This is a genomic window from Hwangdonia lutea (genome assembly GCF_032814565.1).
Taxonomy (GTDB): Bacteria; Bacteroidota; Bacteroidia; order Flavobacteriales; family Flavobacteriaceae; genus Hwangdonia; species Hwangdonia lutea.
Genome location: NZ_CP136521.1, coordinates 3509821 through 3536508, shown reverse-complemented (window position 1 = coordinate 3536508; position 26688 = coordinate 3509821). Strand labels below are relative to the sequence as shown.

Genomic DNA, 26688 nt, shown 5'->3' with positions numbered 1-26688 from the left:
AGGAAAGTTAGTTCTAAAATATGAGCAAATTAATATCGCTGTACTTTAAATCGAACCATTCGCCAACAGGTTTGCTGGTTAAAATTCCGTGGTAAAAATACAATCCATTTTTCAAACCTCTATCAAATCTTAGAGAATTTTCAATACCGCCCTCTTCGGCTATTTTTAGCAAATAGGGTGTAAAAATATTACTTATGGAAACGGAAGCGGTGCGTGAGTATTTTGCAGGGATATTTGGCACACAATAGTGTACCACATTATGTTTAATAAATGTTGGTTTTTTGTGTGTGGTAACCTCGCTAGTTTCAAAGCAACCGCCCATATCTATGCTAACATCAATGATTACTGCGCCTTTTTTCATGTGCTGCACCATGGCTTCGGTAACTAAAATAGGTGATCGGTTTTTTCCGCGTACAGCGCCAATTGCAACATCGCAGCGTTTTAAGGCTTTAGTTAAATTTTTTGGTTGTAATGTTGAAGTAAAAAGCGGACGACCAAGATTGGTTTGAATACTCCTTAATTTTGTAATGGAATTATCGAATATCTTTACATTGGCGCCCAAACCAATCGCGCTTCTCGCGGCAAATTCGCCCACAGTTCCGGCACCGAGAATAACCACTTCAACGGGTGGAACACCGCTTATATTACCAAACATCAAGCCATTGCCATCTGTACTATTAGATAGTAATTCGGCAGCAATTAAGGTAGATGCCGTACCAGCAATTTCACTTAAAGACCTAACGGCAGGATAAGTGCCATCTGCATCTCGAATAAACTCAAAAGCCAAGGCGGTTATCCGTTTTGATGCCAAGGCTTCAAAGTATGTTTTTTCCTGTGTTTTAAGCTGTAAAGCAGATATTAATATGGTTTGTGGGTTTATTAATTTTATTTGTTCCAAGCTTGGTGGTTCCACCTTTAAAATCATAGGACACGAAAAAACCTTGGCCGTATCTTTTGTGATTTCCGCACCGGCTTCGCTATAATCCTTATCACTAAAACTGGCACCTTCACCAGCTCCAGATTCCATTAAAACCTGATGCCCGTTGTAAACAAGTGCAGAAACGGCATCTGGTGTTAGGCATACTCTTTTTTCCTGATATGCTGTTTCTTTTGGAATTCCAATAAAAAGTTTGCCTTTTCGTTTTTCTATTTCTAGCATTTCCTCTTGAGGTAAAAGTTGTTGCTTCGTAAAAGGTGACAAGTATTTTGACATGGTTTGGTTTGTTAAATAAAAATGAAATTACAAATAATTTCTGATTGCTTTACACCGGAAGGAATTTTATTTTATAATTTTTGTAAGAAAAAAAATTGAAATTATTGTGGATTTTCCCCATTACTTTTTAGTATAATTATTTTATGTTTGTGTTTTAAATAGCTTATGATTTTCAAACCTACTCATTTTCTTTTATTTATTTTTTCTATTTCCTGTTTTTCCCAAGATTTTACTGTTAATGGATCTGTTAAAGATGATAAAAACACTCCAATAGCCTATGCCAATGTTGTTGTTATTGAAAATTCAGAAACACTGAATGATATTGTTAAAGGAACTTCAACCGATGAAAACGGAACATTTATTATTAGCAATTTAAAAGCTGGCAATTATACGTTTAAGGTTAGTTTTTTAGGCTATTTAACAAACTCGATATCTGTTGATATTTATAAAGACACGGCATTAAAAACCATTGTTTTAAAGGAAAACCTAGAAACGCTCGACGATGTTACCGTTGTTGCCAAAAGGCCCACGGTAAAAAGACTGGTTGACCGTTTAGTTTTTGATGTTGAAAATTCCACCTTATCAAATACCAATGTATTGGATGTTTTAAAGCACACTCCGGGTGTTTTGGTGCATGATGGCGGCATTACAATTAAAAATACCACGCCTACGGTTTATATAAATGACCGGAAAGTTCATTTATCATCAAGTGAAATTCAACAACTATTAGAGGGCACCTCGGCAACCAACGTTAAATCTATCGAGGTTATAACAAACCCACCGGCAAAATACGAGGCCGAAGGAGGCGCTGTTCTTAATATTAAAACCAGTAAAAATATTATTGCCGGATATAACGGCAGTGTTTTTGGGAATTACAAACAAGGTTCGGAATTTCCAAAATATGCCATAGGTACCAACCATTTTTTTAAAACGAAAAAACTAAATACGTATGTTAATTACAGTATAAATCCGAGAAAGGATTTTAGACATAACAACGAATGGTTGAATTTTACGGATAACACGAGTTGGGAAACCGATTTTAAAAGACGTCGAAAATCTGAGAACCAAAATATAAACGCCAATTTAGATTACGATTTTAACGAAAATAACAGTTTAGGTTTTTCAACAAACATTTTAATGGCGCCAAGAAAAGTCAGTAAAACAAACATAAATTCAATAACCGAAGTTTATAACATTTCCAAAGCATTAGATTCAACGTTTAATACATCAAATAATAAAGTAAGCGAAACTTTCAACTTTGCTTTTAACTTAGATTATATTCACAGATTTAAAAGAGCAGGAGAGAAGCTTTCTGTGAGTTTGCATTATACCGATTATGATTTTTCAGATTTTCAAGATGTGAATACCGGTTATTTTTTACCAAATAACAATACGGCTTTTAGGAACAATAAATTTCAAACATATTCCAGTCAAGAAATAAAACTAAACACGGGTCAAGTTGATTACGAGTTGCCCATTAGCGCCTCTGCACATTTTGAAGCCGGAGCAAAAATATCCAATATTAATTCAGAAAGCATATTAAATCAGTTTACTTTCGAAAACGGCGTAAAAACTGAAGACTTGCAAAATTCGGATACGTTTTTATACGATGAATTAAATTATGCGGCTTATACCAGTTACTCGAAAGATTGGGAGGCATGGAGTTTAAAATCTGGCCTTAGGGTTGAGTTTACAAATATTGAAGGCGCATCATTATCCACTAATCAAAAGAATGATAATAATTATGTTAAGTTGTTCCCTTCGTTTCATATTTTAAATAGACTAGACGAAAACAACGAGTTATATTTTAATTACAACAAGCGCATTCACAGACCCAGATATAGCCAGCTAAATCCTTTTAAATACTTTTTAAATGATAATGCTTATATCACTGGAGACCCGTTTTTAAAACCTCAGATTGATAATATATTTACTTTAGGCTATGTATTAAAAAACAAATATACTTTTGAAGTGTATTATACTTTTGAAAAAAATCCTACTTATCAGCTAGGGTTTCAAGACAATAATAACAATATCATAAAATACATAAACACCAATATTGACAGCAATATTTCTTATGGTCTAGATTTTACGACCTATACAAAAGTGCTGCCACGCTGGAATTTGTATGTACTATCGTCTTTATTTTATTATGAGAATAAGTTTTTTGCACTTGAAAGTGCCAATGAATTATTAACAGTAGATAAATGGTCTGTATATGCCCAAATTATTAATTACTTTTCTTTTTTAGAAGACAATAGTTTAACTGCAGATATCTCCTATTTGCACATTTCGCCTATTGTAGATGGTGCATCTCACGTTAGTTCCAGATCGGGGTTTGATGTGAATTTGAGGAAAACATTATGGAATAATAGAGCGTCTGTAAGTATTGGTGTTACGGATATTTTTAACACCCAAAACTTTACTCAAACAACAAAGTATTTGAATCAAGATGTGTTTTTTAAATCTAGAATGGAAAACCGATTGATTACTTTTGGATTCAATTATAAGTTTGGAAACTTCAGACTACGAACCAATAAAAAAGAAATTGAATTAGACGAGCGTGACAGATTGGGCAATACTACCAATTAAAAATATTGCTTTATTCTGGCCCAAAAGTTTTTAGGAGACATTTTAAATTCATCTTCTAGTTCTTCCAAAGATTTATTAGCCTCATTGATTTTATTGAATATTCGCGCTCTTATCAGATAAATTGAAGGGATAATTACAGCCATAACTGGTAATAAATAAATGATTTGATTTTCCTCTGCAAACCTTAAATCATCATTAAATACTTGAATTATTTGGAACACATACATGGCCATTGGCACCAATAAGGTATGGTACCACCAGTGTTTGCAAGTAAAAAACCAAACAAACAATAAGAATAAAGGGATAAACTTACCTACAAGAGTCCAACCAAGTACTTGTAAGCTTTCGTAGTAATTACTTTCATAAACACCAAAAAAAGTGTCCCAGGTTTTTACATCTGGAACACTTTTGTACATTGTAAATAGAAACGGTGTAATTGCAATAAGCGTAGCAACTATACTGCCTATAATTAACGGTTTTCTATCCGTGTCTTGGAACTTTGATTTTTGTTTTGTCAATTTTTGCTGTTTGTTGTGCATCAAGGTTGTACTGATTAGCAGACTGTGCTAAGAATAACATGCCTCCAAAAATTGCGATTGCCATTAAATACTTTTTAGTTTTCATTTTCTTAAGGGATTTAAATTAATTAATTATTTAATCCAAATGTAACTAATGACTATCTTGAAGATATTGCTTAAATGTTAAAATTATGTTAAAAACAATGTTTTTTAAAATTTTTGCTGTGGGTTTCCCGTAAATCTTCAAAATTTAGAGTGTTTATGCTATCTTTTCATTCAAATTATACGTTTAATTTAGACTGTCTGCTTTAATATTTATTCTTAAAATTCTTTTGTTTGTCTCATCAAAATCAATATGAATTGTATTGAAATCTTCAAATAAAACGGATTCAATTTTTTCTGGCCATTCTATTAATTTCCAATGTTCGGAATCCAAATAATCTTCTATTCCAAAATTGTAGGCTTCTTCAATATCGCTTATCCTATATAAATCAAAATGATAAATCAACCCATCATCAGTTTCATATTCATTAACAATTGAAAAGGTTGGGCTGCTAACTTCATCATTACTTCCAAGAACGTTAACTATGGCTTTTATCAGCGTTGTTTTCCCAACGCCCATATTACCATAAAATAATATAGTTTTACTGGTTGCATTTTCAATTATTTTTCTTGCAACCTTTTCAACGTCATTTAACTCATAGCTGATTTTCAATGGGTAACTATTTATTATGCAATGTTAATTAAAATTTTTATTAAAACCTAACTAAAAATGTATTTCATCGGTTTTTTTGGTATTACGTGGATTTTATTTTGGATTGAAAACTACAAACGGAATTATCATTTCCTCCAACGAAACACCACCATGTTGATACGTATTTCTGAAATAACTCACGTAGTGATTGTAATTATTTGGATAGGCAAAAAACAAGTCGCTTTTTGCAAAAATATAAGAACTACTCATGGTAATGGACGGTAAGTGAATGTTTTTTGGTTTTTTTGCCACCAATACATCTTTGTCATCATAAGTTAGGCTTCGTCCTGTTTTATAGCGCAGGTTTAAGCTGGTGTCTCTATCGCCAACAACTTTTGATGGGTTTTTAACATTAATTGTACCATGATCTGTAGTTAGCATAAGCTTAAATCCGAGTTGTTGGGCAAGTTGAATCATTTCCAATAATGGCGAGTTTTTAAACCAGCTAAGTGCCAACGACCGATATGCTTTATCGTTGGACGCGAGTTCTTTAACCACTTCCATTTCGGTTTTAGAATGCGATAACATATCAACAAAATTATAAACCAACACCGTTAAGTCGTTATTTTTCAGTGAATTGAAATTTTCAACTAATTTTTTACCGGTTTTTAGATTTGTTATTTTATGGTATTCGTAATTTAAATGATTAAGTCCCAAGCGTTTCATTTGGCTTTCTAAAAACTCTGCTTCGAAAAGGTTTTTGCCTCCATCATCCGTATCATTTTTCCAATACTGCGGAAAAAGCTTTTCCATATCGCTTGGCATCAATCCTGAGAAAATAGCATTTCTTGCGTATTGCGTTGCGGTTGGTAGAATACTGAAAAAGGCATCTTCAGATGCTTTTTTGTAATAATTATTAATGATGGGCTCGAAAACCTTCCATTGGTCGTAGCGCAAATTATCGATTACTACTAGCAGTGTAGGTTGTTCTTTTCTTAACTGTGGCGCAATTTTTTCTTTAAACAGCGTATGCGACATTATGGGCGCTTCTGTATTTGGTTGAAACCAATCTGTGTAATGTTTTTCTATAAACTTGCCAAACTGAATGTTCGCTTCATTTTTTTGGGATTCTAAAATTTCGAACATACCAGCATCTTCAATATCTTCTAATTGAATTTCCCAATAAATGAGTTTTTGATACAGACTTACCCATTCGTCATACGAATTAACCATGGACAAATCCATAGCTATTTTTCTAAATTCTTGTTGATAGTTAGATGTTGTTTTCTCTGAAACCAATCTGGAATGGTCCAAATTCTTTTTTAAGCTTAATAATATTTGGTTGGGGTTAACGGGTTTAATCAAATAATCGGCTATTTTGTTACCAATAGCTTCTTCCATAATATATTCCTCTTCGCTTTTGGTAATCATAACTACAGGAAGGTTGTCTTGCTTCTCTTTAATTTCGTTTAAGGTTTCAAGACCGGTTAACCCCGGCATGTTTTCATCTAAAAAAACAATATCAAACTTTACATCATCTAAAATATCAATAGCTTCGCTGCCACTGTTGCAGGTAGTAACTTTGTAATTTTTCTTTTCTAAAAATAATATATGTGGTTTAAGTAAATCAATTTCATCATCAACCCAAAGTATATTAATTGTGCTCATATAGTTATATTTGTAAATATTTAATTAAAAAGTAAAGTTTGAACAAACTTAAGATATTAAACGACCCAATTTACGGTTTTATTACCATACCAAATTCATTAATATTTGATTTAATACAGCACAAGTACTTTCAGCGTTTACGCAGAATTACTCAAATGGGTATGTCGTATTTGGTGTATCCGGGTGCGCATCACACGCGTTTTCATCACGCTATTGGATGTGTGCATTTAATGCAACAAGCGGTTAATGTGCTTCGTTTTAAAGGGGTTGCCATTTCAAAACCTGAAGAAGAGGCCCTTTACATTGCCATTTTGTTGCACGATATAGGGCACGGGCCATTTTCTCACGCCATGGAACACAGCATTGTAAACAACGTGTCGCACGAGCAAATTTCACTGCTTTTTATGGAGCGTTTAAACGAAGAATTTAACTCAAATTTAACGTTGGCCATTAAAATTTTTAAAGGCGAGTACCACAGAAATTTTATGTGTGAATTAATTTCGGGGCAACTGGATATGGACAGAGCCGATTATTTAAAACGCGACAGTTTTTATACCGGCGTTGCCGAAGGTAATATAAATAGTGAGCGCCTTATAACCATGCTTAATGTGGTAAATGATGAGTTGGTTGTTGAAGAAAAAGGCATTTACAGTGTTGAAAAATTTATAGTGGCCAGACGGCTTATGTACTGGCAAGTGTATTTGCACAAAACAGGATTGGTAGCCGAACAATTATTGATTCGGGTATTAAAACGCGCCAAAGAATTAACGAGCTTAGGTGTAAATTTGAATGCCAGTAAATCGCTTCAATACTTTTTGCATCATGAAATTACGCTAGAAAACTTTAATGAAGAAACCTTGAATATATTCTCTCATTTGGATGATTACGATATTATTTCGGCCATGAAAGAATGGCAGTATCACGACGATTTTGTGCTGCGTAATTTATGCGAAATGATTATTAACAGGGATTTGTTAAAAATTAAAATGAAAAACAAGCTGATTATAAAAGACAAGCTTGAAAAACACATTCAAAAATTAATAAAAAAGTATGCGATCTCAAAAGAAGAAGCGGCCTATTTTGTGTTTACGGGCAGTATTTCCAATCAAGCGTACCAATTAAAACATCAAAACATAAACATACTGCACAAGTCCGGCAAAATTGAAGATATTGTAAAGGCATCCGACCAGTTAAACCTTAAAGCTTTATCAAAACCAGTTACAAAATACTACATCTGTTATCCAAAAGCACATATCACACCCAAAAAACAATAGATGACAGCACATGAAAAACTTTAGCACATTTTTCCTATTTTTGCGGTAATCTAAAAAACAACAAATTTTAAAGTGTGAAATGAGCATAATCAAAACATTAATTATAAATAATATTTTCTCTATGCGAATGACATCTGGCTTTATAATCAAATTACTTTTTAACAGATGAAATTTACAGCTCAACAAATAGCAGAATTATTAGAGGGCGAAGTCGTTGGCAATCCCGATGTAGAAGTGTCAAGACTTTCAAAAATTGAAGAAGGTACCGAAGGCTCTTTAACGTTTCTTGCTAACCCAAAATACACATCATACATATATTCTACCAAAGCATCTATTGCCATAGTAAACAAGGTTTTTGAACCTGAAGTAGATGTTAAAACCACATTAATTAAAGTGGATGATGCTTATAAATCCTTTTCTAAATTACTTGAATATTACAATCAAATAAAAAATACCAAAACAGGTATTGAAAGCCCAGTTTTCATATCTGAGTCAGCAAGACATGGCGACGATGTTTATATAGGTGCGTTTTCATACATTGGAGAAAATGTAAATATAGGTAGCAACGTAAAAATATACCCAAACTCGTATATTGGCGACAACGTGGTAATAGATGATTATTCCGTTATATTTTCCGGTGCTAAAATTTATTCAGATTGTATTATCGGTAAACATTGTGTTATAAATTCGGGCGTCATCATTGGCGCAGATGGTTTTGGTTATGCACCCAACGAAAAAGGGCAATACAATAAAGTACCTCAAATAGGAAATGTTATTATTGAAGATTACGTAGAAGTTGGTGCAGCCACCACCATAGATAGAGCAACATTGGGTTCAACCGTTATTAGACGTGGAGTAAAATTAGATAATCAAATTCAAATAGCGCACAATGTCGAAATCGGTAAAAATACGGTAATTGCTGCTCAAACTGGGGTTGCAGGATCTACTAAAATTGGAGAGAATTGTCAAATAGGAGGGCAGGTTGGCATTGTTGGCCATATCACCATAGGCAATAATGTAAAAATACAGGCGCAATCTGGAATTGGTAGGAATGTAAAAGATAACGAAGTATTGCAAGGGTCGCCAGCCTTACCTTATGGAGATTTCAACAAATCTTATGTTCACTTTAAAAACTTACCAAAAATTGTTAAAAATATTAATGATTTAGAAAAAAGCAAATGGGAATAGTTAACACAGAAATAAAACAAAAAACCTTAAAGAACGAAGTGTCTTTAAAAGGGGTGGGGTTGCATACCGGGAAAAATGTAACCTTAACATTTAAACCGGCTGCCGCCAATTCAGGACTTGCTTTTAAGCGTATCGATTTGGAAGGTGCGCCAGTTATTGAGGCAGATGCCAACTTTGTAACCAATACGCAACGCGGTACCTGTTTAGAAAAAAATGGTGTTATTATACAAACCTCAGAACACGTGCTTGCCGCTTTGGTGGGATTGGATGTCGACAATGCTATTATTGAATTAAATGAATCTGAACCCCCAATTATGGATGGGTCTTCAAAGTTTTTTGTAGAAGCCATTGAGGAAGCGGGAATAGTTGAGTTAGATGCGTTTAGGGAAGAATATGTGGTAACCGACGTTATTTCTTATACCGATGAAGAAACAGGCAGCGAAATTTTAGTAATGCCTTCCAAAGAGTATCAAATTACGACAATGGTCGATTTTGGCACTAAGGTTTTAGGCACTCAAAACGCGACTTTAAATACCATTTCAGATTTTAAAGAAGATATTGCAGATTCGCGAACCTTTAGTTTTTTACATGAAATTGAAATGCTTTTAGAGCATGGTTTGATAAAAGGTGGCGATTTGAATAATGCCATTGTGTATGTGGATAAAGAGTTATCGCCCGAAACGATGGAAAAATTAAGAGTAGCCTTTAAAAAAGACAACATAGCCGTAAAACCAAATGGTATTTTAGATAATCTTACGTTACACCATCCTAACGAAGCAGCAAGACATAAATTGCTTGATGTTTTAGGTGATTTAGCGCTTGTTGGCACAAGAATACGGGGTAAGGTAATTGCCAATAAGCCCGGACATTTTGTAAATACTCAGTTCGCAAAAAAATTGTCTAAAATTATAAAAAACGAACGCCGCAACCATGTGCCAAAAATAGATTTAAACCAGCCGCCATTAATGGACATTACTCAAATTATGGCTATGCTTCCGCACAGGCAACCGTTTTTATTAATCGACAAGGTTTTCGAGCTTTCCGATCATCATGTTATAGCCACAAAAAATGTCACTATGAACGAAGAGTTCTTTAAAGGACATTTTCCCGGAGCTCCGGTAATGCCTGGTGTTTTAATTGTTGAAGCTATGGCACAAACCGGAGGCGTACTTGTTTTAAATACGGTACCAGACCCGGAAAACTACTTGACGTTTTTTATGAAAATGGATAATGTTAAGTTTAAGCAAAAAGTATCTCCGGGCGACACATTAATCTTTAAATGCGATTTAATTTCGCCCATACGTCGAGGTATTTGTCACATGCAAGGCTACGCTTATGCTAACGGAAAACTATGTGCGGAAGCTGAACTTATGGCCCAAATATCAAAAGTAAAATAACTAATAAACGAGCAGTGTTTTTAAAATTCAATTAAACTATAAACATGACATTGCGAACACGTTTTACATACTTATCAATATAAAACTACAAAAATGAATCAACCTCTAGCTTACGTCCACCCGGGCGCAAAAATTGCTAAAAACGTTGTGATAGAGCCTTTTACTACTATTCATAATAATGTTAAAATAGGCGAAGGCACTTGGATAGGTAGTAACGTTACCATAATGGAAGGTGCTCGCATTGGTAAAAACTGTAATATTTTTCCTGGGGCAGTAATTTCTGCTGTGCCACAAGATTTAAAATACAACGACGAGGACACCACGGTTGAAATTGGCGATAATGTAACCATTCGCGAATGTGTGACTATAAATAGAGGTACAGCCGACAGAATGAAAACCGTAATTGGCGATAATTGCTTAATTATGGCCTATTGCCACATTGCACACGATTGTATTGTTGGGAATAACTGTATTTTTTCAAACAACAGCACACTTGCAGGCCATATTAATATTGGCGACTATGTGGTTTTAGCGGGCATGACAGCCGTTCATCAATTTGTATCCATAGGCAATCACGCTTTTGTAACCGGCGGTTCGTTGGTTAGAAAAGATGTGCCTCCTTATGTAAAGGCGGCCAGGGAACCCTTGTCTTACGTTGGGATTAATTCCGTAGGCCTAAGACGACGCGGTTATTCAACAGAAAAAATAAGGGAAATCCAGAATATTTACAGAATTCTTTATCAAAAAAATTACAATAACACCCAAGCTTCAGGAATTATTGAAGTTGAAATGGAAGCCACATCAGAACGCGATGAAATTCTTCAATTTATAAAGAATTCACAACGTGGTATTATGAAAGGTTACTTCAAATCAAATTAAAATTAACAACAAACTAATAACAACTTAACAATAAAACATGGCAAGTACATCAGATATTAGAAACGGATTATGCATAAGATATAATAACGACATCTATAAAATAATTGAATTTTTACACGTTAAACCAGGAAAAGGCCCCGCCTTTGTTCGAACAAAAATGAAAAGTGTAACTAGCGGAAAGGTTTTGGAAAACACATTTTCTGCTGGTCATAAAATTGATGATGTACGCGTTGAAACCCACAAATTTCAATACCTATATAATGACGGTGAGTTTTATCATTTTATGAATGAAGCCGATTACACGCAAATCAGACTGCTTGAAGCTGCTTTGGACAGACCCGATTTAATGAAGGAAGGCGAAGTGGTAACCGTATTAATAAATACCGAAGATAACATGCCACTATCGGTAGAAATGCCAGCAAGTGTTATTTTAGAGGTTACCGCTACCGAGCCCGGGGTAAAGGGCAATACGGCGACCAACGCTACCAAACCAGCAACCGTTGAAACTGGCGCAGAGGTAAATGTACCTTTATTTATTAATGAAGGCGATAAAATAAAAATTGAAACTGACAAAGGGACGTACAAAGAACGTGTAAAGGAATAATTTGTCATTCCTGCGAAGGCAGGAATCTCATAAAGAAATATTAGAAATTTGAAATTCCCAACGAAACATACCCTAAAAGAAATAGCACAATTAATTGATTGCGAATATGTCGGCGCTGATGATTTTCCTGTTTTTGGTATGAATGAAATTCATGTGGTGGAACCTGGAGATATTGTTTTTGTCGATCACCCAAAGTATTACGATAAAGCTTTAGAATCAAAAGCAACCATCATTTTAATCAATAAAAAAGTAGATTGCCCCGAAGGAAAAGCATTGCTTATTAGCGATGACCCGTTTAGGGATTTTAATAAACTTACCAATCATTTTAAGCCCTTTCAAGCATCAAATAATCAAATATCAAGTTCGGCTCAAATTGGTAAAAACACGATAATTCAACCCAACTGTTTTATTGGCAACAATGTCCTTATTGGAGACCATTGCATCATTCATTCCAACGTAAGTATTTATGATAATGCTATTATTGGCGACCATGTTGAAATTCATTCAGGCTCGGTTTTAGGAGGCAGTGCATTTTATTATAAAAACAGACCCGAAGGGTTCGATCAGTTAAAATCTGGCGGTCGTGTTGTTATTGAAGACAACGTAGATATTGGCGCTGCTTGTACTATCGACCGAGGGGTTACTGCCGATACAACCATTAAAAGAGGCACAAAAATAGATAACCAAGTGCAAATTGGGCACGATACCGTTATTGGCAAAAAGTGCTTAATCGCATCGCAAGTGGGTATTGCCGGTTGTGTTATTATTGAAGACGAAGTAACCATTTGGGGGCAGGTTGGAATTACCAGTGGCATTACTATTGGCGCCAAAGCCGTAATATCGGCAAAAGCAGGCGTTAGTAAATCTTTGGAAGGCGGTAAAAGTTATTTTGGAATTCCTGCAGATGACTTCAGAACAAAATATAAAGAAATTGCTTCGATAAGAAAGATTCCAGAGCTGCTGGAAAAATTAAAGCAAAACGATAAAAAGTAATTCAGTTTTTACTTTAAAAATAGAATTAAAAAATTACTTTTGTAAGTGATTAAATTAATGATAAATAATCTTCTATGAGTGTTTTAGTAAACAAAGATTCAAAAATTATAGTTCAAGGATTTACAGGTAGCGAAGGCACGTTCCATGCTACTCAAATGATAGAATACGGCACCAATGTTGTTGGTGGTGTAACCCCGGGCAAAGGTGGTCAAACCCATTTAGACAAGCCTGTTTTTAACACCGTTAAAGAGGCTGTTGATAAAGTTGGTGCAGATACTACGATTATTTTCGTACCACCTGCATTTGCTGCTGATGCTATTATGGAAGCTGCCGATGCCGGTATCAAGGTCATCATTACCATTACCGAGGGCATACCTGTTGCAGATATGATTATAGCATCAAACTATATAAAAAATAAAGATTGCAGATTAATTGGCCCTAACTGCCCAGGTGTAATTACGCCAGATGAAGCTAAAGTTGGTATTATGCCAGGTTTTGTTTTCAAAAAAGGAAAAGTGGGTATTGTTTCTAAATCTGGAACATTAACTTATGAAGCTGCCGATCAAGTTGTTAAGCAAGGTTTAGGGATCACAACCGCTATTGGAATTGGTGGCGATCCCATTATTGGCACAACCACAAAAGAAGCCGTTGAATTATTAATTAACGACCCAGAAACAGAGGCTGTTGTTATGATTGGCGAAATTGGTGGGCAATTGGAAGCCGATGCCGCAAACTGGTACAAAGCAAGCGGAAGCAAAAAACCCGTAGTTGGTTTTATTGCTGGCGAAACGGCTCCTGCCGGTCGTACCATGGGGCACGCTGGAGCTATTGTTGGCGGAAGTGATGATACCGCTCAAGCCAAAAAGAAAATTATGAGAGCCTGTGGAATTCACGTTGTAGATTCTCCTGCAGAAATCGGTAAAAAAATCGCTGAAGTTTTAGGTTAATCATTTATATTATATATATAAAAAATCCGTTAGCTAATTTAGTTAACGGATTTTTTTTATGAAATTTATTTTGGGCGTTACCCTTCCCGATAGCTATCGGGAAGGGTCGGGCTTGAATTTATCCTGAGCGTAGTCGAAGGGCCTCAATCCCTAACGCAAATGTTTGCTAACTTCTTATCTTAAAAATAGAATTTTCTTGTTTTTGGAGAGGTTCGTTTAACGGTCTCGTATAACCGTCAGTTACGGGTTAATATGCGTTAATTTTCGGTTTAGCACAGACTTTAGCAATTCCGAGTGGATTCGGACGTAGTCGAATCCGCCGTAATTGCGGTTATACAATGTTGTAGACAGTACTTTATTCATTTATTACTTCTTTCCATTTGTCAGATTCCGCAAACTCTTTTACAACTCGGTTTCTTTCAATTAGTAATTCGGTCATATATTTTTCAAGAAAGAGCTTGTCCGCTAACTTACCTAAAATTCTAAAAGGTGATTTGTAGTCAAAAAAGTCAGTCATCAAAGTTCCACCATTTAATTCCGCAAAGTGATGTTCGTGTTTAAATTCGGCAAACGCTCCTTTAACCATTTCGTCCGCAAAGTAATTCGGTCTATCAAATTCCGTTATTTTGGAAGTCAGTTTTTGATATACTCCAAAGTGTTTTGCTCGCCAAGTAACGCTTTCATTCATTCCAATTAATCCACTTGTTTTTCCAGCGATTGCTTCTTCATTAGTTTGTTCAGTCGAAATTTTGTGCAAATCGATACTTCGTGATAGGTCAAACACGATATTTCTATCAGCTTTTATTTCAGTTTGAAGTTCAATTCTCGGCATTTTTTGGGTATTGTGTACAATGTTTTCGGATATAAACAGTCTGCAATATTGTTAATATCCGCCGTTAAACGAAGGTAGCTGAAATTTTTTACAAAGTCAAGTCGCATGCTATGTGGTTTTAAATTATTTTTTTGTTTAAACCAAGCTAGTATAAAAATGACTAGGTTTGTTGTAACATGTATAGGTATTCATTATATTTGAGTACGTATAAATTAAAACTAAAAAACGAATTATAAATGAAACTATTAGAAGGTAAAACAGCCATTATTACTGGTGCTAGTCGTGGAATTGGAAAAGGAATCGCACAAGTATTTGCACAACAAGGCGCCAATGTTGCATTTACATACAGTTCTTCGGTTGAAGCAGCAAACGAATTAGAAAACGAAATAAACGCTTCGGGCGTAAAAGCCAAAGGCTATAAAAGTAATGCAGCAAGTTTTGATGAAGCTCAAAAATTAGCGGCTGATGTTGTTGCAGAGTTTGGTAGCATTGATATTTTAGTAAACAATGCCGGTATTACTAAAGACAACTTGTTGATGCGGATTACCGAAGAGGATTTCGATAAAGTCATCGAAGTTAATTTAAAATCGGTTTTCAACATGACCAAAGCCGTTCAACGCACCATGCTAAAACAGCGCAAAGGCTCTATTATTAATATGAGTTCGGTGGTAGGTGTAAAAGGAAATGCAGGTCAAACCAATTACGCAGCTTCAAAAGCGGGCATTATTGGGTTTTCAAAATCCGTAGCCTTGGAATTGGGCTCCAGAAATATTCGAAGCAACGTGGTTGCTCCCGGGTTTATTGAAACCGAAATGACTGCCAAATTAGATGAAGAAGTTGTAAAAGGATGGCGTGCAGCAATTCCTTTAAAACGCGGTGGAACACCAGAAGATATTGCCAATGTTTGTGTGTTTTTAGCTAGCGACATGAGCGCTTACGTTACAGGACAAACCCTTAATGTTGATGGCGGCATGTTAACTTAATCTATTAAAAAAAAGCGTTGGGCTTTAATGCAAACAGAAACTATACTATACATAATTATAGCTGGAATTTTAGCGCTTTTATTAGCGCTTTTTCAGTATATAAAAGGTAGGCAGAAAGTTTCTAAATTAAACCTGATTTTTTCCTTTTTAAGGTTTGTTACGCTGTTTTCGGTTTTTTTATTACTCATCAACCCAAAGTTTGAACAACTTACATTAACCACAGAAAAACCGAACCTTGTAATAGCTGTTGATAATTCCAGTTCCATAAAACATTTAAAACAAGACGAGAATGCTTTAAATGTATTTGATAGATTATCACAAAACAAAGAGTTAAGCACTAAATTCAATATCTCAAAATACACCTTTGGAGAGCAATTAAACTCGTTTGATTCCATTGGATTTTCAGAAAAACAAACCAATATATCCGATGCGTTTAGTCAGTTATCCGAAGTATACAAAGACACGAATACGGCTACTATTCTTATTTCCGATGGCAATCAAACCTATGGGAATGATTACGAATTCATAACTTCAAAATTTAAAAGCCCAATTTACCCTATTATTTTGGGTGACACGGTTACGCACACCGATTTAAAAATCCAACAACTCAATGTTAATAAATACGCCTATTTAAAAAACCGTTTCCCAATTGAGACGATAATCTCCTATAATGGAAATAACCCTGTTAACTCTCGTTTTGTTGTAACCCAAGGAAATACAACCGTTTATTCCCAAACTATTAATTTTACTAAAAACAACAATTCGAAAACCATCAATTTTACCTTACCAGCAAATAGGGTTGGAGTTCGTAGTTTTAAGGCAACCATAATTCCCATTGAAAACGAGAAAAACATTATTAACAACTCAAAGAATTTTGCCGTTGAAGTTATTGATCAAAAAACAAAAATTGCCATTGTTAGCAATTTTCCACACCCAGATTTAGGAGCGCTTAAAAAAAGCATTGAAAGTAACGAGCATCGCTCCGTGGTGTTTTTGAATTCAAACGAAATAATTAGTCAAATAGATGATTTTCAATTAATTATAATCAATCAACCAAATAATAACTTTAAGGATTTGTTTGATGCCATTGATAAAGAAAACAAGAACAGGTTTATAATTGTTGGTACTAAAACCGACTTAAATTTTGTGAATAGAACGAATGAAAATTTCAATCTCGAAATAACAAACCAAACCGAAGATTATCAAGCGGAATTAAATCTGAATTATTCACCTTTTATTGTAGATGATATAGATTTTGAGTCGTTTCCGCCGTTAAAATCCAATTTTGGAGCGGTTGAGTTTTCAATTCCTTTTGAAACTATTTTAAATAAAAAGTTGGGTAACGTTTCAACAAATCAACCTTTACTCGTGTCTTTTGAAGCAAACAATAGGCGAGAAGCCATTTTGTTTGGAGAAAACATTTGGCAATGGCGCGCACAAAGTTTTATAAACACGAAGTCGTTTAATGCCTTTGACAATTTTATAGGGAAACTCGTGCAGTATTTAGCCTCAAACAAGCGCAGAAACCGATTGAATGTTGAATACGAATCGTTTTATAACGGCAATACAAACGTGATCATCAAAGCACAATTTTTCGATAAAAATTATGCGTTCGATACGCGTGAAACACTTAATATCATTGTAAAAGACAGAAATTCAGATGAAGAAAAAACCTTTCCACTCATTTTAAAAAACAATGCATATCAAGTCGATTTAAGCAGTTTGCCTCCGTCAGAATACAACTTTACGGTTAAAGCTACCAATGAGAATATTTCAAAATCAGGTTCTTTTCAAATTTTGGAATACAACATCGAGCAGCAATTTTTAAACGCCAATGTGGTTAAGCTAAATCAGTTAGCCATGAATAGTGGAGGAGCAAGCTATTTTGTTGATGATTCAAACAATTTAATTAACAATTTATTAAGTAATAATCGTTACGCATCTATTCAAAAAAGCCATAAAAATATCATACCTTTGGTCGATTGGAAATACCTACTCATAATCATCGCTTTAAGCTTAGCCTTGGAGTGGTTTTTAAGAAAATATAACGGATTAATTTAAAGAAATAGAAATGGAAAAATTACCAAAAATTGCATTACCCCTTGTTATAATAGCGATAGTTATCGTTATTTTATTGTCTAAAACAGCTGTTACCATAGATTCTGGTGAGGCCGGTGTGCTTTTTAAAACCTTTGGAGAAGGTGTGGTTGTAGATAAACCTGCTTTGGGTGAAGGTTTTCATATTGTAGCCCCATGGAACAAAGTGTTTGTTTACGAAGTGAGACAACAAGAAGTTACCGAGAAAATGAACGTATTATCGTCTAACGGATTGGATATTAAATTGGAAGCTTCGGTTTGGTTTCAGCCTGATTTTAAAAACTTAGGTCGATTGCATCAAGAAAAAAGTGAGATGTACAGAGAGCGTGTTTTGCTACCGGCTATTCGTAGTGCAGCCAGAAGCGTTGTAGGACGATATACTCCAGAACAATTGTACTCGAGTAAACGAGATGCCATCCAGCAAGAGATTTTTGAAGAAACAAAAAAAATAGTTGAAGATCAATACATCCAACTTAATGAAGTTTTGGTGCGCGATGTAACTTTACCACCAACAATAAAGGACGCCATTGAGCGTAAATTAAAACAGGAGCAAGAATCGTTGGAGTATGAGTTTAGGTTAGTTACTGCTGAAAAAGAAGCTCAAAAACAAATTATTGAAGCGGAAGGAAAGGCAAAGGCCAATAAAATCTTAAGTGCCTCTTTAACCGATAAAATTCTTCAAGATAAGGGTATTGAAGCAACCATAAAACTATCTGAATCTACAAATAGCAAAGTAATTGTTATAGGTTCTGGAGACAGTGGTATGCCTATAATTTTAGGAAATCAATAAATTGTAAATTAAATTATTCAGTTTTTATATTGATATTTTAAAAATTAAATAATCATTTATAAATAAAAATTTAGAATACTTAATTATTGTAAAAATTGTTTTTAATATTTGGAATTATAAAATATATTTATTGATATTTGCAATAACAACAAAAAGGAAAAATGACATTTATTCAATTACATCCTCATCATTTTCACATTTGCTCTCAAGCGAACTGAAGATGTATTGAATAAAATCAACATATTTTTAAACCCGTTTGAGACAATCAAGCGGGTTTTTATTTTTAAATAGCTTGGTTGTTTTAAACTCATAAAAAAGACATAAAATGAGTAAACTAAAGATTGCAGTACAAAAATCGGGGCGTTTAAACGAAGACTCGATGAAACTTTTAAAGGACATTGGAATCTACATCGACAACGGAAAAGACCAATTAAAAGCATCGGCAAAAGGGTTTCCGGTAGAAGTGTTCTATTTGCGAAATGGCGACATCCCACAATACCTTAAAGATGGCGTAGTAGATGCGGCCATTATTGGCGAAAACGTGTTAATTGAAAAAGGTAATGATATTAAAGTAGCCGAAAAATTGGGCTTTTCAACCTGTCGCGTTTGCATTGCCGTGCCAAAATCGTCGACTTATAATAGCATTAAAGAATTAAACGGCAAGCGTATTGCAACATCGTACCCAAATACGGTACAGAACTTTTTAAATGAAAACGGCGTTAATGCCAAGCTTCACATTATTAATGGTTCGGTTGAAATTGCCCCAAATATAGGTTTGGCAGATGCCATTGTCGATATCGTTTCAAGTGGAAGTACGCTCTTTAAAAATAATTTAAAAGAGGTGGAAGTTATTTTAAAATCGGAAGCGGTATTGGCTGTTTCACCACTTTTAAGCGAAGAGAAACAGGCTATTTTAAATACGATTCAATTTAGAATACAATCCGTTTTAAAAGGTAGGCAATCAAAATATATTTTGCTGAATGCTCCAAATGAGAAAATCGACGATATCATTAGTTTACTACCCGGAATGAAAAGTCCCACGGTGTTACCCTTGGCTCAAGAGGGCTGGAGTTCTGTGCACTCAGTAATAAATAAAAACGAATTTTGGGATGTTATTGAAGCACTAAAGGCCAATGGCGCTCAAGGTATATTGGTTTGTCCAATTGAAAAAATGGTCATTTAAGCATTTTTGTCATTTCCGCGAAGGCGGAAATCTCATAAAGGTCATAAATTTCAAACAAAAAGATTTCCGCCTTCGCGGAAATGAAGAAAAAATTAATCAATGAAAGTCATTAATAATCCAAATAAAAGCGAATGGTCAGAAATTCTAAAACGACCCACACAAACCGTAAATGATATTGAAGATACGGTTATCCAAATTTTTGATGAGATTAAAAAAAACGGAGATAAAGCTATTTATAAATACACTCAAAAGTTTGATGGTGTTAATTTAGAAACCAATAAAGTAAGTAAAAATGAAATTGATGAGGCAGTAGATAAAGTTCCCGTAAAGCTTCAAAATGCCATAAAAAAAGCAAAACAAAATATTGAGATTTTCCATGCGGCTCAAAAAACACCAAAAGTTGAAATAGAAACAACAAAAGGGGTTTTGTGTTGGCAGGAAAAAAGGCCTATCGAAAAAGTAGGCGTGTATATCCCTGGCGGTACGGCTCCTTTGTTTTCAACCGTTTTAATGCTTTGCGTTCCTGCTCAAATTGCGGGTTGCAAAGAGATTGTATTGTGTTCGCCACCCAACAAAAACGGCAAATTGGCACCAGAAATTTTATATGCCGCCAAACTTTGCGGCGTTATAAAAATTTTTAAAGTAGGTGGCATTCAGGCTATTGCTGGTTTAACTTTTGGAACAGAAAGCATACCTCAAGTTTATAAAATTTTCGGCCCAGGAAATCAGTTTGTAACGGTTGCAAAACAGCTTGCTACAAAATACGGTGTGGCCATCGATATGCCTGCGGGTCCAAGCGAATTGTTGGTTTTTGCCGATGAAACAGCTAATGCATCGTATATGGCATCCGATTTATTGAGTCAAGCCGAACACGGTACAGATAGTCAGGTTATTTTGGTGTCGACCTCAAAACTGTTGATTAAAGAGGTTTCTAACGAAGTTGAAAAACAGTTAAACGTGCTTCCGCGCAAAGCGATTGCTGAAAAATCAATAGCTAATTCTAAAATGATTTATGTTGAAAATGATGAAATAGCACTGGATTTGATTAATGAATATGGACCAGAACATTTCATAATTAGTGCCAAGAACGACCAATTTTATGTTGATGGTATTATGAATGCAGGTTCTGTTTTTATTGGTAATTATACCCCTGAAAGCGCTGGCGATTACGCCTCGGGAACAAACCACACCTTACCCACAAACAGGTTTAGTAAAGCCTATTCTGGTGTGAATTTAGATAGCTTTTTAAAAAGTATGACCTTTCAAAAAATATCAAAGGAAGGTTTGTTAAACCTTGGTAAAACTATTGAATTAATGGCGGAAGCCGAAGGCTTGCAAGCCCATAAAAATGCGGTGTCGATAAGATTAAAAGATTTGAAGAAATGAATATTAAAAACTTAGTACGACCAACCATAAAAGCGCTAAAGCCATATTCGTCTGCACGCGATGAATTTCAGGGAAACAGTGATGCTATGGTATTTTTAGATGCTAATGAAAATCCGTTTGAAAATGGCGTTAATCGTTATCCAGACCCAAAGCAGGGAAAGCTAAAATCTATTTTATCTAAAATTAAAGGTGTTTCAACAAAAAACATACTTTTAGGAAATGGCAGTGATGAAGTTTTAGACCTGATTTTTAGAGCCTTTTGCGAGCCCAATCAAGATAACATTATCACCTTACCACCCACGTACGGCATGTATCAGGTTTTGGCGAGAATTAATAATGTCGAAAATCGAAAAATTCCGTTAACTCCTCAATTTCAACCAAATTTAGAAGGTATAATTCGAGCGGCTTCACATAAAAGTAAAATCATATTTATTTGCTCGCCCAACAACCCAACGGGCAATAGTTTTTCAAAAGGAAAAATCGAAAAATTGCTGCAATCCTTTCATGGTTTGGTGGTTATTGACGAGGCTTATATCGACTTTTCGAATAATGAAAGTTGGATAAACAGACTTCATGAATTTCCAAATTTAATAGTGACCCAAACCCTTTCAAAAGCCTATGGGATGGCTGGTATTAGATTGGGAATTTGCTATGCCTCCGAAGCTATTATTTCAGTTTTAAATAAAATTAAACCGCCATACAATGTAAACGAGCTTACGCAACAGAAAGCTATTGAGCAATTGTCGATACAAGATTTGGCAAAAAATCAAATTGCAGCCATACTAAAGGAACGAGAGGTTTTAATTTCGGAATTACAACAAATCAGTATTGTTTCAAAAATATATCCCACAGATGCCAATTTTGTGTTGGTAAAAGTTGATAACGCCACCAATCGGTACAATCAACTTATAGAAAAAGGTATTGTGATTAGAAATAGAACCACGCAACATGGTTGCGGAAACTGTTTAAGATTTACAGTGGGTACAAAAAACGAAAACGAAAAATTGATAAGCACTTTAAAATCATTAGAATGAAAAAAGTACTATTTATAGATAGAGACGGCACCTTAATTAAAGAACCGGAAGACGAGCAGGTGGATGCCTTTGAAAAGCTAATTTTTTACCCGAAAGTATTTCAGTTTTTGGGACGCATCTGTAAGGAATTAGATTACGAAATCGTAATGGTTACCAATCAAGATGGGTTGGGAACGCCAGATAATCCATCAGAAAAATTTTGGCCCATCCATAATTTTATTTTGGATACTTTTAAAAACGAAGGCATTGCATTTGATGCGATTTATATAGACGAAACTTATGCCAAAGATAATGCACCAACCCGCAAACCAAACACGGGCTTGCTTACCAAGTATTTTTCAGAGGCCTACGATTTAGAAAACTCCTTTGTAATAGGTGATAGGTTAACCGATATTGAATTAGCAAAGAATTTAGGAGCAAAAGGAATCTTTATAAATGATGAAACGCATTTAGGCACCGATGAAATTACCGTAAAGCGAGAGGAATTAGATGCATACATCATTTTAGAAAGTAATGATTGGGAGCAAATTTATACCTTTTTAAAAGCGGAAGATAGAACAGCCGAAATTGTTAGAAACACCAACGAAACAAAAATAGCCATTCAATTAAATCTCGACGGTACAGGGAAAAGTGAAATTGATACCGGACTTGCTTTTTTTGACCATATGCTCGATCAAATTGCTCGCCACGGTCAATTGGATTTAAACATTAAGGTTGATGGCGATTTGGAAGTCGACGAGCACCACACCATTGAGGACACTGCTATTGCTTTGGGCGAATTGTTCAACAAAACTTTGGGCAACAAATTAGGCATTGAACGTTATGGTTTTTGCTTACCCATGGACGATTGCTACGCCCAGGTAGCCATTGATTTTGGCGGAAGAAACTGGTTGGTTTGGGAAGCCGATTTTAAACGTGAAATGATTGGTAAAATGCCAACCGAAATGTTTTTTCACTTCTTTAAATCGTTTACCGATGGTGCAAAATGCAATTTGAATATAAAAGCAGAAGGCACGAATGAGCATCATAAAATAGAAGCCATTTTTAAAGCCTTTGCTAAGTCGATTAAAATGGCAGTGAAACGCGATGTAGAAAAAATGATTTTACCAAGTACTAAGGGGATGCTATAAAGTAAAGTATACGAAGTTAGAAGTATTTCAACATAACTTTTAACTTTTAATATCTAACTTCTAATATTAAAAAATTGAAAATTGTAATTATAAACTACGGCGCAGGAAACATTAAAAGTATTCAATTTGCTTTTAAACGTTTGGGTTACGATGCTGTATTATCCAACAATCCAGAAGAAATAAAAGCAGCAGACAAAGTCATTTTTCCAGGTGTTGGCGAAGCGCGTTCTGCCATGAAAATGTTAAAAGAAAGCGGTTTGGATGTTTTGATTCCAACCTTAAAACAACCTGTTTTGGGTATTTGTTTGGGCATGCAACTCATGTGCAAATCAACCGAAGAAGGAAATACATCGGGCTTAGGTATTTTTCAAACCGATGTAAAAAGGTTTTCCAATGCTGTTAAAGTGCCACAAATGGGATGGAATGTTATAAACCAATTAAAATCCGACTTGTTTAAAGGCATCAAAGAAAACGAATATATGTATTTGGTACACAGCTATTATGCCGAACATTGTTATGAAACCATTGCCAAAACCGATTATGGCATCAATTACGCATCGGCCTTAAAACACAATAATTTTTATGGTGTTCAATTTCATCCAGAAAAGAGTGGAATTGAAGGGCAAAAAGTTTTAAAAAACTTTTTAGCACTTTAATTCCATTCTGAACTTGTTTCAGAATCATAATGATAGAATAGACATATTGAAGTACTTTTGCTACATATTATCAAATAAAAATCGAACTTTACTATATGTTGGATATACAGATAATTTAGAAAGAAGAATAATCCAGCACAAAATTGGAAATGGTGCTAATTTTACCAAAAAATATAGTGTTTTTGACCTATTATATTTCGAAATTTATGATGAAAGTGCTTTTGCAAGACAAAGAGAAAAACAACTAAAGAATTGGCATAAAGAATGGAAATGGAATCTTATTAAAGAAACCAACCCGAAATTAAAAACGTTAGATATTAAATAGACCCTGAAATAAATTCAGGGTTGATTAACAAGTTAATCAATGAGAATAATACCAGCCATAGATATTATAGACGGAAAGTGCGTACGCTTAACAAAAGGCGATTACGATACCAAAAAAGTGTATAACGAGAATCCTCTGGAGGTCGCCAAAACTTTTGAAGATTCAGGAATTGAATATTTGCATTTGGTAGATTTAGACGGTGCAAAAGCAAAACACATTGTAAACTATAAAGTGTTAGAGCAAATCGCATCTAAAACAAATCTTAAAATCGATTTTGGTGGCGGTTTAAAAACCAATGAAGACTTGCATATAGCCTTTAATTCGGGTGCGAAACAAGTTACCGGAGGTAGTATTGCTGTAAAAGATCCCGAAACTTTTCAGGGTTGGATATCAAAATATGGTGCCACAAAAATAATTTTAGGTGCCGATAGCGATGATGGAAAAGTGTCCATCAGCGGTTGGATGGAGCAGAGTAAAGAGGATGTTATTCCGTTTATAAAAAAACACCAAAAAAAGAGCATCCAATATGTTATTTGTACCGATATTTCAAAAGATGGCATGTTGGAAGGCCCATCGGTAGATTTATACAAACAAATCATTTCAGAATGTTCAAACAGCAGTATTGGGCAATCCATAAAATTAATTGCATCGGGCGGTATTTCAAACATTGAAGAATTACCTATTTTAAAAGCGATTGGCTGCGAAGGTGTTATTATAGGGAAGGCTATTTACGAAAACAGAATCAGTTTAAAACAATTAGAAAAATTTGTATAATTGAATTTGTCATTCCTGCGAAGGCAGGAATCCACTTGATAACTAAAACATTAAGATTTCCGCCTTTGCGGAAATGATAAAAAAAAGAATATTTAATGTTAACAAAACGAATCATCCCGTGTTTAGATATTAAAAACGGACGTACCGTAAAAGGTGTAAATTTTGTTGATTTACGCGATGCCGGCGATCCGGTGGAACTTGCAAAACAATATGCAAACGTTGGGGCAGACGAACTTGTGTTTTTAGATATATCGGCCACTTTAGAAGGTAGAGCAACCACTTTAGATATGGTTTTGCACGTTGCCGAACAAGTTAATATTCCGTTTACTGTTGGTGGCGGTATTTCGTCTGTTGAAGATGTCGATGCGCTTTTAAAATGTGGCGCCGATAAAGTATCGGTTAACTCATCGGCAATAAAACGACCCGAATTAATAAACGAATTGTCGAATAAATTCGGAAGCCAATGTGTGGTGGTGGCTATTGATGCCAAATTAGTGGATGGCCATTGGAAAGTGCATTTAGCCGGAGGAAGCATTCCCACCGATATTGATTTATTTGAATGGGCGAAAGACGTTGAGCAACGTGGTGCTGGCGAAATTTTATTCACATCAATGAATCATGATGGTACCAAAAATGGATTTGCAAATGACGCCTTAAAAAAGCTCTCCGAAACTCTAAACATACCCATAATTGCATCCGGTGGAGCAGGAAACGTTCAGCATTTTATTGATACTTTTAAAGAAGGAAAAGCCGATGCTGCTTTGGCTGCCAGTGTGTTTCATTTTGGAGAAATTCCTATTCCAGAATTAAAAAAAGAATTAAAAGAAAACAACATAGAAGTAAGAATATAGTTGTCATTCCTGCGGAAGCAGGAATCCACTTTAAATACTACAAATAAATAGATTCCTGCTTTCGCAGGAATGACAAAAATTATGAATATAAAATACGATTCAAACGGACTTGTTCCCGCAATCATTCAAGATGCCACAACCAAAAACGTGTTGATGTTGGGTTATATGAATGAAGCTGCCTATAAAAAAACCTTAGAAACCAAACAAGTCACTTTTTTTAGCAGAAGCAAACAACGCTTGTGGACCAAAGGTGAGGAAAGCGGGAATGTTTTAAATCTTGTGGAAATAAAAAATGACTGCGATAACGATTCACTTTTAATACAAGTAAATCCAATGGGGCCAACTTGCCACAAAGGCACCGATAATTGCTGGGGAGAAAAAAATACAGCTAATTACGGATTCTTTTCAACTTTGGAAAACATAATTGCAGAACGCGTTGCCAATAAAGACACCAAAACATCTTATGTAGCAAGTTTATTTTCAAAAGGTATAAATAAAGTGGCTCAAAAAGTAGGCGAGGAGGCTGTGGAAACGGTTATTGAAGCCATGGATAATAACGATGAGCTATTTCTATACGAATCGTCCGATTTGCTGTTTCATTATTTAATGCTGCTTCAAGCTAAGGGATTCACTTTAAAAGATATTGAGGCAGAATTAAAAAGCAGGCATAAATAAAAAGA

At 35.0% G+C, this 26688-nt stretch carries 26 protein-coding genes; 20 read left to right on the top strand and 6 right to left on the bottom strand.

Going from position 1 to position 26688, the window contains the following annotated elements:
* Positions 1-13 precede the first annotated feature (13 nt).
* A complete protein-coding gene (locus RNZ46_RS15245; protein WP_316983030.1) occupies positions 14-1213 on the bottom strand; it encodes an alanine dehydrogenase in 1200 nt (399 codons plus the stop codon).
* Between the two features lie 165 nt (positions 1214-1378).
* Here RNZ46_RS15245 and RNZ46_RS15240 point away from each other — a divergent pair, with 165 nt between their 5' ends.
* A complete protein-coding gene (locus tag RNZ46_RS15240) occupies positions 1379-3805 on the top strand; it encodes a TonB-dependent receptor domain-containing protein (protein WP_316983029.1) in 2427 nt (808 codons plus the stop codon).
* Here RNZ46_RS15240 and RNZ46_RS15235 read toward each other — a convergent pair.
* The 4 genes from RNZ46_RS15235 to porX all read right to left on the bottom strand — a co-directional run bounded on the left by RNZ46_RS15235 (position 3802) and on the right by porX (position 6685).
* Positions 3802-4323, bottom strand: a complete 522-nt coding sequence (locus RNZ46_RS15235; protein ID WP_316983028.1) for a hypothetical protein — start codon at positions 4321-4323, stop codon at positions 3802-3804. The genes RNZ46_RS15240 and RNZ46_RS15235 overlap by 4 nt on opposite strands.
* Positions 4286-4429 (bottom strand): hypothetical protein, encoded by a 144-nt coding sequence (locus RNZ46_RS15230; RefSeq protein WP_316983027.1) that lies wholly within the window; start codon positions 4427-4429, stop codon positions 4286-4288. The genes RNZ46_RS15235 and RNZ46_RS15230 overlap by 38 nt, the downstream gene beginning before the upstream one ends.
* Before the next feature lie 183 nt (positions 4430-4612).
* Positions 4613-5038: a tRNA (adenosine(37)-N6)-threonylcarbamoyltransferase complex ATPase subunit type 1 TsaE gene (tsaE, locus tag RNZ46_RS15225; RefSeq protein ID WP_316983026.1), complete on the bottom strand. Its 426-nt coding sequence runs from the start codon at positions 5036-5038 to the stop codon at positions 4613-4615.
* A gap of 93 nt (positions 5039-5131) precedes the next feature.
* Positions 5132-6685, bottom strand: coding sequence for a T9SS response regulator signal transducer PorX (gene porX, locus RNZ46_RS15220; RefSeq protein ID WP_316983025.1), 1554 nt, complete (start codon positions 6683-6685; stop codon positions 5132-5134).
* A gap of 38 nt (positions 6686-6723) precedes the next feature.
* Here porX and RNZ46_RS15215 point away from each other — a divergent pair, with 38 nt between their 5' ends.
* From RNZ46_RS15215 to sucD, 7 genes are all read left to right on the top strand, one after another.
* On the top strand, positions 6724-7959 hold the full coding sequence (locus RNZ46_RS15215; protein ID WP_316983024.1) for an HD domain-containing protein: 1236 nt from the start codon (positions 6724-6726) through the stop codon (positions 7957-7959).
* A gap of 165 nt (positions 7960-8124) precedes the next feature.
* On the top strand, positions 8125-9147 hold the full coding sequence (gene lpxD, locus RNZ46_RS15210) for a UDP-3-O-(3-hydroxymyristoyl)glucosamine N-acyltransferase (RefSeq protein ID WP_316983023.1): 1023 nt from the start codon (positions 8125-8127) through the stop codon (positions 9145-9147).
* A complete protein-coding gene (locus RNZ46_RS15205) occupies positions 9138-10544 on the top strand; it encodes a bifunctional UDP-3-O-[3-hydroxymyristoyl] N-acetylglucosamine deacetylase/3-hydroxyacyl-ACP dehydratase (RefSeq protein WP_316983022.1) in 1407 nt (468 codons plus the stop codon). The genes lpxD and RNZ46_RS15205 overlap by 10 nt, the downstream gene beginning before the upstream one ends.
* Positions 10545-10637: 93 nt before the next feature.
* Complete coding sequence (gene lpxA, locus RNZ46_RS15200) at positions 10638-11423, top strand: acyl-ACP--UDP-N-acetylglucosamine O-acyltransferase (protein WP_316983021.1); 786 nt, start codon at positions 10638-10640, stop codon at positions 11421-11423.
* Between the two features lie 37 nt (positions 11424-11460).
* A complete protein-coding gene (efp, locus tag RNZ46_RS15195) occupies positions 11461-12027 on the top strand; it encodes an elongation factor P (RefSeq protein WP_316983020.1) in 567 nt (188 codons plus the stop codon).
* 48 nt (positions 12028-12075) lie between these two features.
* Complete coding sequence (locus RNZ46_RS15190; RefSeq protein WP_316983019.1) at positions 12076-13020, top strand: UDP-3-O-(3-hydroxymyristoyl)glucosamine N-acyltransferase; 945 nt, start codon at positions 12076-12078, stop codon at positions 13018-13020.
* Between the two features lie 74 nt (positions 13021-13094).
* Positions 13095-13967, top strand: a complete 873-nt coding sequence (gene sucD / locus RNZ46_RS15185) for a succinate--CoA ligase subunit alpha (protein WP_316983018.1) — start codon at positions 13095-13097, stop codon at positions 13965-13967.
* A gap of 355 nt (positions 13968-14322) precedes the next feature.
* Here the strand turns inward: sucD and RNZ46_RS15180 are convergent, their stop codons facing one another.
* Complete coding sequence (locus RNZ46_RS15180; RefSeq protein WP_316983017.1) at positions 14323-14799, bottom strand: SRPBCC family protein; 477 nt, start codon at positions 14797-14799, stop codon at positions 14323-14325.
* 236 nt (positions 14800-15035) lie between these two features.
* On the opposite strand from RNZ46_RS15180, the gene fabG reads away from it, so the two are divergent.
* From fabG to hisIE, 12 genes are all read left to right on the top strand, one after another.
* The gene (fabG, locus tag RNZ46_RS15175) at positions 15036-15782 is read left to right on the top strand and encodes a 3-oxoacyl-[acyl-carrier-protein] reductase (protein WP_316983016.1); all 747 of its coding nucleotides are present in this window, start codon (positions 15036-15038) and stop codon (positions 15780-15782) included.
* A gap of 27 nt (positions 15783-15809) precedes the next feature.
* A complete protein-coding gene (locus RNZ46_RS15170; protein ID WP_316983015.1) occupies positions 15810-17843 on the top strand; it encodes a VWA domain-containing protein in 2034 nt (677 codons plus the stop codon).
* Positions 17844-17853: 10 nt separating this feature from the next.
* The gene (locus RNZ46_RS15165) at positions 17854-18669 is read left to right on the top strand and encodes a prohibitin family protein (protein WP_316983014.1); all 816 of its coding nucleotides are present in this window, start codon (positions 17854-17856) and stop codon (positions 18667-18669) included.
* A gap of 325 nt (positions 18670-18994) precedes the next feature.
* On the top strand, positions 18995-19852 hold the full coding sequence (hisG, locus tag RNZ46_RS15160) for an ATP phosphoribosyltransferase (RefSeq protein WP_316983013.1): 858 nt from the start codon (positions 18995-18997) through the stop codon (positions 19850-19852).
* A gap of 99 nt (positions 19853-19951) precedes the next feature.
* Positions 19952-21238 carry a histidinol dehydrogenase gene (hisD, locus tag RNZ46_RS15155; protein WP_316983012.1) on the top strand — a complete coding sequence of 429 codons (1287 nt, stop codon included), beginning with the start codon at positions 19952-19954 and terminating at the stop codon, positions 21236-21238.
* Positions 21235-22272, top strand: coding sequence for a histidinol-phosphate transaminase (hisC, locus tag RNZ46_RS15150; RefSeq protein WP_316983011.1), 1038 nt, complete (start codon positions 21235-21237; stop codon positions 22270-22272). Before hisD ends, hisC begins: the two co-directional genes overlap by 4 nt.
* Positions 22269-23402 (top strand): bifunctional histidinol-phosphatase/imidazoleglycerol-phosphate dehydratase HisB, encoded by a 1134-nt coding sequence (gene hisB, locus RNZ46_RS15145; protein WP_316983010.1) that lies wholly within the window; start codon positions 22269-22271, stop codon positions 23400-23402. Before hisC ends, hisB begins: the two co-directional genes overlap by 4 nt.
* Positions 23403-23476: 74 nt before the next feature.
* A complete protein-coding gene (gene hisH / locus RNZ46_RS15140) occupies positions 23477-24058 on the top strand; it encodes an imidazole glycerol phosphate synthase subunit HisH (RefSeq protein ID WP_316983009.1) in 582 nt (193 codons plus the stop codon).
* A gap of 46 nt (positions 24059-24104) precedes the next feature.
* On the top strand, positions 24105-24383 hold the full coding sequence (locus tag RNZ46_RS15135; RefSeq protein WP_316983008.1) for a GIY-YIG nuclease family protein: 279 nt from the start codon (positions 24105-24107) through the stop codon (positions 24381-24383).
* A 39-nt stretch (positions 24384-24422) separates the two neighbouring features.
* Complete coding sequence (gene hisA, locus RNZ46_RS15130; protein WP_316983007.1) at positions 24423-25157, top strand: 1-(5-phosphoribosyl)-5-[(5-phosphoribosylamino)methylideneamino]imidazole-4-carboxamide isomerase; 735 nt, start codon at positions 24423-24425, stop codon at positions 25155-25157.
* Between the two features lie 95 nt (positions 25158-25252).
* Entirely contained in the window at positions 25253-26008 is a 756-nt protein-coding gene (gene hisF, locus RNZ46_RS15125) for an imidazole glycerol phosphate synthase subunit HisF (RefSeq protein ID WP_316983006.1), read from the top strand.
* A gap of 81 nt (positions 26009-26089) precedes the next feature.
* Complete coding sequence (gene hisIE / locus RNZ46_RS15120) at positions 26090-26683, top strand: bifunctional phosphoribosyl-AMP cyclohydrolase/phosphoribosyl-ATP diphosphatase HisIE (protein ID WP_316983005.1); 594 nt, start codon at positions 26090-26092, stop codon at positions 26681-26683.
* The last annotated feature ends 5 nt before the right edge of the window (positions 26684-26688 follow it).

What these genes read in the sequence shown, in the direction of transcription:
- RNZ46_RS15240 (WP_316983029.1), top strand. Translation starts at nt 1,379, where the DNA reads ATGATTTTCAAACCTACTCATTTTCTTTTATTTATTTTTTCTATTTCC.
- lpxA (WP_316983021.1), top strand. Translation starts at nt 10,638, where the DNA reads ATGAATCAACCTCTAGCTTACGTCCACCCGGGCGCAAAAATTGCTAAA.
- sucD (WP_316983018.1), top strand. Translation starts at nt 13,095, where the DNA reads ATGAGTGTTTTAGTAAACAAAGATTCAAAAATTATAGTTCAAGGATTT.
- hisIE (WP_316983005.1), top strand. Translation starts at nt 26,090, where the DNA reads ATGAATATAAAATACGATTCAAACGGACTTGTTCCCGCAATCATTCAA.
- RNZ46_RS15170 (WP_316983015.1), top strand. Translation starts at nt 15,810, where the DNA reads ATGCAAACAGAAACTATACTATACATAATTATAGCTGGAATTTTAGCG.
- RNZ46_RS15230 (WP_316983027.1), bottom strand. Translation starts at nt 4,429, where the DNA reads ATGAAAACTAAAAAGTATTTAATGGCAATCGCAATTTTTGGAGGCATG.
- RNZ46_RS15180 (WP_316983017.1), bottom strand. Translation starts at nt 14,799, where the DNA reads ATGCCGAGAATTGAACTTCAAACTGAAATAAAAGCTGATAGAAATATC.
- lpxD (WP_316983023.1), top strand. Translation starts at nt 8,125, where the DNA reads ATGAAATTTACAGCTCAACAAATAGCAGAATTATTAGAGGGCGAAGTC.
- hisG (WP_316983013.1), top strand. Translation starts at nt 18,995, where the DNA reads ATGAGTAAACTAAAGATTGCAGTACAAAAATCGGGGCGTTTAAACGAA.
- fabG (WP_316983016.1), top strand. Translation starts at nt 15,036, where the DNA reads ATGAAACTATTAGAAGGTAAAACAGCCATTATTACTGGTGCTAGTCGT.
- hisF (WP_316983006.1), top strand. Translation starts at nt 25,253, where the DNA reads ATGTTAACAAAACGAATCATCCCGTGTTTAGATATTAAAAACGGACGT.
- RNZ46_RS15165 (WP_316983014.1), top strand. Translation starts at nt 17,854, where the DNA reads ATGGAAAAATTACCAAAAATTGCATTACCCCTTGTTATAATAGCGATA.
- efp (WP_316983020.1), top strand. Translation starts at nt 11,461, where the DNA reads ATGGCAAGTACATCAGATATTAGAAACGGATTATGCATAAGATATAAT.
- RNZ46_RS15205 (WP_316983022.1), top strand. Translation starts at nt 9,138, where the DNA reads ATGGGAATAGTTAACACAGAAATAAAACAAAAAACCTTAAAGAACGAA.
- hisB (WP_316983010.1), top strand. Translation starts at nt 22,269, where the DNA reads ATGAAAAAAGTACTATTTATAGATAGAGACGGCACCTTAATTAAAGAA.
- hisD (WP_316983012.1), top strand. Translation starts at nt 19,952, where the DNA reads ATGAAAGTCATTAATAATCCAAATAAAAGCGAATGGTCAGAAATTCTA.
- hisA (WP_316983007.1), top strand. Translation starts at nt 24,423, where the DNA reads ATGAGAATAATACCAGCCATAGATATTATAGACGGAAAGTGCGTACGC.
- RNZ46_RS15245 (WP_316983030.1), bottom strand. Translation starts at nt 1,213, where the DNA reads ATGTCAAAATACTTGTCACCTTTTACGAAGCAACAACTTTTACCTCAA.
- porX (WP_316983025.1), bottom strand. Translation starts at nt 6,685, where the DNA reads ATGAGCACAATTAATATACTTTGGGTTGATGATGAAATTGATTTACTT.
- hisC (WP_316983011.1), top strand. Translation starts at nt 21,235, where the DNA reads ATGAATATTAAAAACTTAGTACGACCAACCATAAAAGCGCTAAAGCCA.